The sequence below is a fragment of the Streptomyces sp. V2I9 genome (assembly GCF_030817475.1).
GTDB lineage: Bacteria > Actinomycetota > Actinomycetes > Streptomycetales > Streptomycetaceae > Streptomyces.
This window is the reverse complement of record NZ_JAUSZJ010000003.1, coordinates 25,528-32,743: the sequence shown is the minus strand read 5'-3', so window position 1 is coordinate 32,743 and position 7,216 is coordinate 25,528. Positions and strand designations below refer to the sequence as shown.

The 7,216-nt window shown below is 70.4% G+C and carries 7 protein-coding genes and 1 pseudogene; 5 read left to right on the top strand and 3 right to left on the bottom strand.

The annotated features are described in order from the left end of the window. Positions 1 to 156 precede the first annotated feature (156 nt). From QFZ71_RS30115 to QFZ71_RS30105, 3 genes are read left to right on the top strand one after another with little or no spacing between them, the layout of a single operon-like run. On the top strand, positions 157 to 489 hold the full coding sequence (locus QFZ71_RS30115) for a hypothetical protein (protein ID WP_307671663.1): 333 nt from the start codon (positions 157 to 159) through the stop codon (positions 487 to 489). Positions 490 to 502: 13 nt separating this feature from the next. Beyond that, entirely contained in the window at positions 503 to 2,074 is a 1,572-nt protein-coding gene (locus tag QFZ71_RS30110) for a DNA-binding transcriptional regulator (RefSeq protein ID WP_307671662.1), read from the top strand. Then, on the top strand, positions 2,075 to 2,647 hold the full coding sequence (locus QFZ71_RS30105) for a transcriptional regulator (protein ID WP_307671661.1): 573 nt from the start codon (positions 2,075 to 2,077) through the stop codon (positions 2,645 to 2,647). Between the two features lie 179 nt (positions 2,648 to 2,826). Here the strand turns inward: QFZ71_RS30105 and QFZ71_RS30100 are convergent, their stop codons facing one another. Further along, positions 2,827 to 3,162 (bottom strand): YnfA family protein, encoded by a 336-nt coding sequence (locus QFZ71_RS30100; protein ID WP_307671660.1) that lies wholly within the window; start codon positions 3,160 to 3,162, stop codon positions 2,827 to 2,829. A 563-nt stretch (positions 3,163 to 3,725) separates the two neighbouring features. Between QFZ71_RS30100 and QFZ71_RS30095 the strand changes: the two genes are divergently transcribed. Beyond that, complete coding sequence (locus QFZ71_RS30095; RefSeq protein WP_307671659.1) at positions 3,726 to 3,905, top strand: hypothetical protein; 180 nt, start codon at positions 3,726 to 3,728, stop codon at positions 3,903 to 3,905. A 51-nt stretch (positions 3,906 to 3,956) separates the two neighbouring features. After that, a pseudogene (locus QFZ71_RS30090) lies at positions 3,957 to 4,404 on the top strand (transposase); the annotation flags it as partial. Between the two features lie 110 nt (positions 4,405 to 4,514). Here the strand turns inward: QFZ71_RS30090 and QFZ71_RS30085 are convergent. Both QFZ71_RS30085 and QFZ71_RS30080 read right to left on the bottom strand, forming a co-directional pair. After that, positions 4,515 to 5,252, bottom strand: coding sequence for a DUF2071 domain-containing protein (locus tag QFZ71_RS30085; RefSeq protein WP_307671658.1), 738 nt, complete (start codon positions 5,250 to 5,252; stop codon positions 4,515 to 4,517). A gap of 123 nt (positions 5,253 to 5,375) precedes the next feature. Continuing rightward, positions 5,376 to 7,127 carry a LamG-like jellyroll fold domain-containing protein gene (locus tag QFZ71_RS30080; protein WP_307671657.1) on the bottom strand — a complete coding sequence of 584 codons (1,752 nt, stop codon included), beginning with the start codon at positions 7,125 to 7,127 and terminating at the stop codon, positions 5,376 to 5,378. Positions 7,128 to 7,216 lie beyond the last annotated feature (89 nt).

Here is a 7,216-nt window from a genome sequence, read left to right as displayed (position 1 = left end):
CGACGGGACAGCACCCGGCGCGAACATCAGGGGCCGAGCACCGCACCGGACGCACACCGGACGCGTCCAGGTGCCGGTGCGGACGCCGCACAGCACCTCACCACGGGTGATAACTTTGCAACAAGTTAAAAAGTTCACGTTCCGGGAGGTGGACAGATGCTGCAGATCCAGATCGGCCCCGAACGCGAGGCGGGCCCCGGCGACATGCTCGGACGGACGACCATCGGATGGCGCCCCGGCATGAACGAGGACGAAGTCTGGGAAGCCGGCCGCGGCATCTGGAAGTTCAACGCCGACCGCGCTCTCGCCCAGGACGAGGTACAGATCATCAACACCGAGGGCACCGTCCTCGCCGTCGCCACGATCACCGGAATCTCCAAACACGGCGACCGCTACGCCCTCCAGGGAGAACTGCTCCGCGGCGACGACCGGGTCGGCCACCCCACCAGGAGCCCGCACCTGTCCCGCAACCCCGTCACCTACATCTGAAGGGAGCGCCCCGGTGAGTGACTTCGACGCGATCGACTCGCTCCTCGACTCCGTCGGACCTCGGACCGACCTCCCGGACCCCGACACCCGCCGCACCCTGCGCGAACAGGCCCACCTCTCCAAGGCACAGGTGGCCCGCGCCCTCGGCGTGAGCCCCTCCACGGTCAGCGCCTGGGAAACCGGCCGGGACCCGGCCGGCGAGGTACGCGCCAAGTACGCCTACCTCCTGGACGGGCTGAGCGCCAAACTCACCACCGACACCACACCCGGAACCGGGCCCGCGGCGAAACCCACCACGCCCCCACCCCTCCCGGACGCTCCCGCCCCCACCGAACCCGCCCCCACCGAGCCCGAGCACGAGGACGAACCCGGCCAGGGGGACGAACCCGGCCAGTGGGGCGAATTCGAGCACGGGGACGAAGTCGAGACACTCACCACCCCGCAACCCTGCGTACTGTGCGGACAGCCCGCCGGACAGCGAGTGGAGGGCTTCGCCCAGCACCTCAACCCGGCCGAATGCCAGAACAGCACAGCCGAGACACAGCCGCCCCCGGCCGCCGACCGGCACGCCCCGGCCTCGAAGCCGCCGGAGCATGCCAAAGGCCCGGCCCGCCGCGCATTCCAGGAACCCCCCGGCCCGGAAAACCTGATCCACGCGGCGGTCGCGGAAGCGCTCGCCGCGCACCAGGGCGACAGGGAAGCCGCCACCGCGGCGCTGCTGAAGAAGGCGATCCCGGACACGATGCGCCTGCTGGACGAGACCCGCAAGGGCGCCCGGTACGACGTGATCGCCCACCCCTGGATCCCCGACATCCTGAAGAAACAGACCTCCCGGGGCGCTGACCGGATCTGGGAGGCCCGCCCCAAATGGACCCGCGCCGAACTGCCGCCCGGCGTTCATGAGGTGACAGCACTCGACATCAACGGCGCCTACCTGTCCGCCCTCAAGACCCACCTGCCGATCGGGCAGCTCGAGCACACCACCGGCATACCGCACGACCGCCGCCGCGCCGGAGTCCACCTGATCACCCCACCCCCCTGGGAGCACGGCGCCGTCCTGCCCAACCCGATCGGCGAACGCGACGAACCCGGACCCCTGTGGGTCACCGAACCCACCCTGCGCCTCCTGCTGCGCCTGTCCGGCCCGAAGTACGGGCTGTGCGAGGCACCGGAAGTCCACGAGTCCTACACGTCGGGGGCGACGGAGAACCTGCTGGAGAAGTTCCGCATCACCCTCAAGGACGCCCGCGACACCGCCATCGCCGCCAATGACACCGTCACCCTGGAGTACGTGAAAGCCATGTACGCGAAGTTCGTCTCCACCATGGGGGAGTCGAACTACAACCGGGAGCTGTACCGGCCGGACTGGATGCACATCATCCGCTCCCAGGCCTTCGCCAACCTCTGGACGAAGGCGCTCAAAGCCCACGACGAAGGACTCACCGTCGTCCGCGCGATGGGCACCGACGAACTCCACGTCATCGGCGACTGGCGCCGCGTCTTTCCCGAAGGCCGCGGAGTCACCGAGGTCAAGGTCAAAGACCTCTACACCGCGGGCACCGACACGACGGGGGAGGAGCGGTAGATGCCGGAAAGGAACAACGACTTCGGAAAGTTCGGCGCCAGCGGCGTCAAGGGAAGCGAACTCGTCGGACGGAAACTCGACGACCTCGCCGGCGGCATCACCACCCCCGTCACCGCGAAACGCGGCCTGATGGCACGCCTGAAATACCTGACGAGATCCGCCCACGCCCGTCAGGCCGCCAAGGACGCCGGGCTGACGGTGACCGACCGCACCCTGAAAGCATGGCTGGAAGGCAAGCGCCACCCCTCGAAGAAGAACCTGAAGAAGATCGACGACGCCTACCGGGCGGTGCGCCGGCAGAACGTGGCCCGGCACCTGCTCAAGCGCCTCAACGCCAACGGCGGCACCAGGGTCGAGATCCACCCCCTCAACCAGTCCGGCGTCACCCGCCCGCTCCAGCGCGACGTCCCCTTCCGGCACATGAACGTGCGCCGCTGGGACCGGATCATCGCCGCGTGGGCGACCGGAGACCACCACGGACTGGACGCGGCCTGGACCGACGACATCCTCCCCGACCTGGGATCCCAGTACGGGGCATACGAGTACTGCACCAACATCGGCTTCGCCGCATGACCCCTGCCGGCTTCGTCAACGCCCCGGCCCAGCTCCCGCGGAGCACCCACGCCCCGTGACACTCGGCTGTTGCCGTCCGGCCGTGAACTCCACCCCGAAGACCCAGCCGCCCCCCCGGATCCCACAAACGGCGCGGAGAAGCCCGCAGCGACCAGGCGCTGCGGGACAGACGGCGCGGGTCAGCGGCTACGGGGCGCATACATGATGACAGCCATGCCCACAAGGCAGACGAGCGCCCCGACGACATCCCACCGATCAGGACGGTAACCGTCGGCGACCACACCCCAGGCGATCGACCCGGCGACGAAAACACCCCCGTAGGCGGCGAGAATCCGGCCGAAGTCGTCGTCGGACTGAAGCGTGGCGACCACCCCGTACAGACCGAGGGCGATGACGCCGGCACCGACCCACACCCAGCCCCTGTGCTCGCGGATGCCCTGCCAGACGAGCCAGGCACCGCCGATCTCGAAGAGAGCGGCGACGGCGAACAAGGCGACGGAACGAGCGACGGTCATATCGCGGAACCCTACCGGCGGCCTCTGCTGCCGATCTCCGACAAGCACGCGGACCACCCGCAACCGCACCGGCTCCCACCTACGTTCTCCGTCGTACGGGTGCCGGGTGCGGGGACGACGAGGCAACGACCGAAGCGGGAGCCGCAGCACAAACACGGCGCTCAGCTTGTTCTTCACGGCCGGAGAAGTGGGTGGTGACCTACGTCAGCAGACCCCTACCACCCGGAGCGAATCCGATGGCACCGACAGCCTTCCGACGACAGACTGCACCGGTGAACACCCCGCCACCACCGACGGTCCCGCTCCTCCTGTCGGAACGGGACCCGCGCACCCGCGACTTCACTCTCGGCCATGCGGACATGCACGCCCCGGTCGCCGACCTGGCCCTGCCCGGCGACGCGCCGGTGTACGTCATGAGCGCGATGGAGACCTCCCGCGAGCTTCTCCGGTACTCCTCCGGCTGCACACGGAGTGCAGAGGTATGTGCACCAGCGCTTCGGGCGAGTCCTGACCTCTGCCGCCTGCCGGCCCGTCTGCCGGGGCTGTAGGGCCAGACTGTCCGGATGGCCGTGGGCACGCTGCTCGCATCATCGGACGACATGCGTAACTACCTCGTCGATCAGTTCAACCTTGTGCTGCGCAGGCCGGGGGCGTACGGCAATGTGGAGCTCGGTGATGGCCCGTTCGCCGATCGACTCACGTTCCCACCGGAAGATCAACGCCGACGTCCGGAGATCGCCTGACGCCAGTGACACGCGAAGTCAAGTTCAGGCTGCTTGAGGGAGGAGAAGCCGTTGTCGCGGCGACGCTGCTACCCCTCGGACACCTGGGACGGCGAATGGGCGCTGATCGAAGTGCTGCTGCCGGTGCCACGGCCTGCGAGACCAAGGCAGGCGGGCGCCCGGAGAAGCACCCGCGCCGCGAGATCGTGGACCACCCTGGCGCACGGGTTACGGGGTCATGGCCCGCTGGGCCGCGGCCGGCGTCATCGGACAGATCCGTGACCAGCTCCGCAAGCGCATCCGCCTCGAGACGGGCCGGGCACCCGGAGCAGTGGCCACCGTCATCGGCTCCCGGTCGGTCGAGGCCGCCGACGCCGAGGGGAAGGACTCCCGCGGCTACGTCGCCGGCAAGGAGGTCAACGGCCGCAAGCGGCACCTGGTCGTGGACACCAAGGGCCTGCCTCTGTTCGTCATGGTCACCCCGGCCGACATGACCGACCGCAACGCGGCCAAGGAAGTGCGGGCATCTTCCTGACCGTCGGCTGTCGTACGCCGCCCGGGTTTTCCCGCTCCGTTCGACCGCTGTGCTCGTCAGGGCGGGGTACTGCCCGGGAGAGTCGACGGGCCTGTTCACCAAGCGAGCTGCCGTCTGGGCGGGGTGTGGATGTCGAACACGGAGTGCCGTTGCAGCCCCGCGTGGCAGGGTGCCTGGCCGGGAGAGATGAGGCCGAGATCGGTGAAGACCTGGCTGTGGGCGGACTCCACTTCGGCGTCCTCCAGCATCAGGGGTTCGTGCCACACCGAATAGCGTCCGACGCCGCTGCCGTCGCGGCGGGCGTACCAGCCGAGGGCGGGGTCGGTCAGTATGCGGCTGACCTCGTCGGCCGTGGCGAACCCTGGCGGCGGCGGTTGCGGGCGGTCCCTGCCCCGCAGCGTGATCCCTGCGGCCCCCCAGTCGCCGTGCGTACGCAGCCGCCAGGTCCGGGCTTTGTCGCCCTCCCAGGTCGCCCGGACCTCGACGCGCTCGTGGTACCAGGGCATTTTCCACAGTGTGGCCGGCAGGTGAACGAGCCGGCTGCCCAGGGAAGTCCCGAAGAACCAGACACCGCTCTGTCCGGCGTGCCGTACATAGGTGCGGTAGTTCACCTGCCCCGCGGAGAGCGCGGCCGGCGGGGCGAAACGGAAGTGGAACCGGTGATCGCGGAAAGCCACCAGTGACACCAGGGTGACGCCCTCCCTCACATCAGGCTCGAAGCCGTCCGGAAGCAGGGCCGCGACGCGGGCGGGGTCTGCGGCCCAGCTCACTATCGCGAAGTCGGCGAGGTCGGCTGCGGCGTGATGCCAGCGGACCCCGGGCCGTCGCTCCACGGTGTCTTCCTCTCCTCCAGGAAATTCGCGCGGGCTCATTCCGGCGCGCCATCACTGCTCCGTTACTGAAGATCGTGCTCCGTGGCAGCGCGGCATGAGCGCATGCGCCGGGCCGCGGCTGGATCATGGTCGGGACAGGCTGCGGGCTTCCCTCTCGGTGAGGGCGCGGTCGAAGACCATGACGTCCTTGATGCTGCCCGGGAAGTGATCGACCGGTATCCGGCCGTAGCGAGCACGGCCGATGACGAAGGGGCCTTCGGACGGCGTCGGCCTGCGGTCGTGGATCGCTCCCTCCTCGACGCCGTTCACGAAGAGACGCAGTTCCCCGGCGAAGCTGTCGCAGACACCGGTCAGGTGGGTCCATTCCCCGGCGACCGGCCGGGTCCTGGACGCGACGCGCAGGTCCGGGCGGGCGAAGGCCCAGCGGCCTTCGTGGGAGGAGTACTGGAGGTAGAAACCGCTGGTCTCCTCGCCGTCCTGGCTGACCGCGGTGACGAAGTGCGGGGGTATCACACCGAGCCGGACCCATGCGCTGACGGTGAAGCTGCCGCGGACGGTGTCGATCACCGCGGCGTCGGTGACCACTTCGCTGGTGAACCCGTTGAACTCGGCCCCCTGTCCGGGGCGCTCACCCCACCTGACCGCCGTGGCCACGGCGTGACGGCGCCCGGTGGCGTCGGACGCTCGCGTTCCGGAGCGTTCGTCGAGCGGCCAGGCCCCGACGGGACGCGGTCGCGGCACCACCACCGCCGGCCCGAAGCCGGGCGCGGGCGGCGGAGCTGCGGGAGCCACCACCTCCTCGTGGGCCCCGGCGGGGGCTGGCGGGTCTGCGAGGGTCGGCGAGCCCGCGGCTTCCGCGATCCTCTCGGCGGCCGGGGGCGCTGTGTTGAGGCCCACGGAGCGGCGGGGGTCCCCCGGCGCGGCCTGCTGCCCGCCGGACGCCGCCGGCGGTGTGAGGGGCGCCCCGGCGTACTGGGTGAACATCTCCGCGAGGGTGGCGCGCCGCGTGGGCACTCCGGCCTGCTCCCCGGTGCCCGCCCCGCCCACGGTGGTGCGACCGGCCCGGGGGGCGGCCGGGGCCACCCTGCGCAGGAACTGGCGCGGGGTAGGGCGGAGGGCCGGGTCCTTGGCCAGGCAGTCGGCCACCAGGGAACGCAGCGCGGGGTCCGGGACGGCCTCCAGGACGGGTTCCTCGTACACCACGCGGTAGAGCATCACCGGCGCCGGCCCCACACCGAACGGGCCGACGCCGGTGGCGGCGAAGGCCAGCACCGCGCCCAGGGAGAAGACGTCGGTGGCCGCGGTGACCTCGCCGCCCCCGACCTGCTCGGGGGACATGAAACCGGCCGAGCCGATGGTGGCCCCGGTCCTGGTGAGACCGGTGGCGTCGAAGGCCCGGGCGATACCGAAGTCGATGACGCGGGGTCCGTCGTCGGCGAGCAGTACGTTGGAGGGTTTGAGGTCGCGGTGCACCAGGCCGACCCGGTGGATGGAGGCCAGTGCTTCCGCGAGGCCCGCGGCCAGCGCGGTCAGTGTCACCGGCGGCAGGGGCCCCTTCTCGGCGACCTCCTGGTGGAGTGAGGGGCCGGGGATGTAACTGGAGACCATCCAGGGCTGTTCCGCCTCCGTGTCGGCGTCGATCACCGGAGCGGTGAAAGCTCCTCCGACCCTGCGGGACGCCTGCACCTCGCGGCGGAACCGGTCCCGGAACTCCGGCTCGTGCACCAGCGCGGTGTGCACCACCTTGATCGCCACCGGGCGGCCGCCCGGAGAACGCCCCAGGAAGACCCGGCCCATCCCCCCTTCCCCCAGGCGCCCCACCACCTGGTAGTCACCCAGGGCCCTCGGGTCTCCCTGCTCCAACGGCCGCACCACGACAAATCCCTCCCACACGATCACCCGACCGCCGCAGCATACGAGGACAGCGCAGCCCCCGTCCGTGCGGTGGGGTGTTCCCTGCCCTG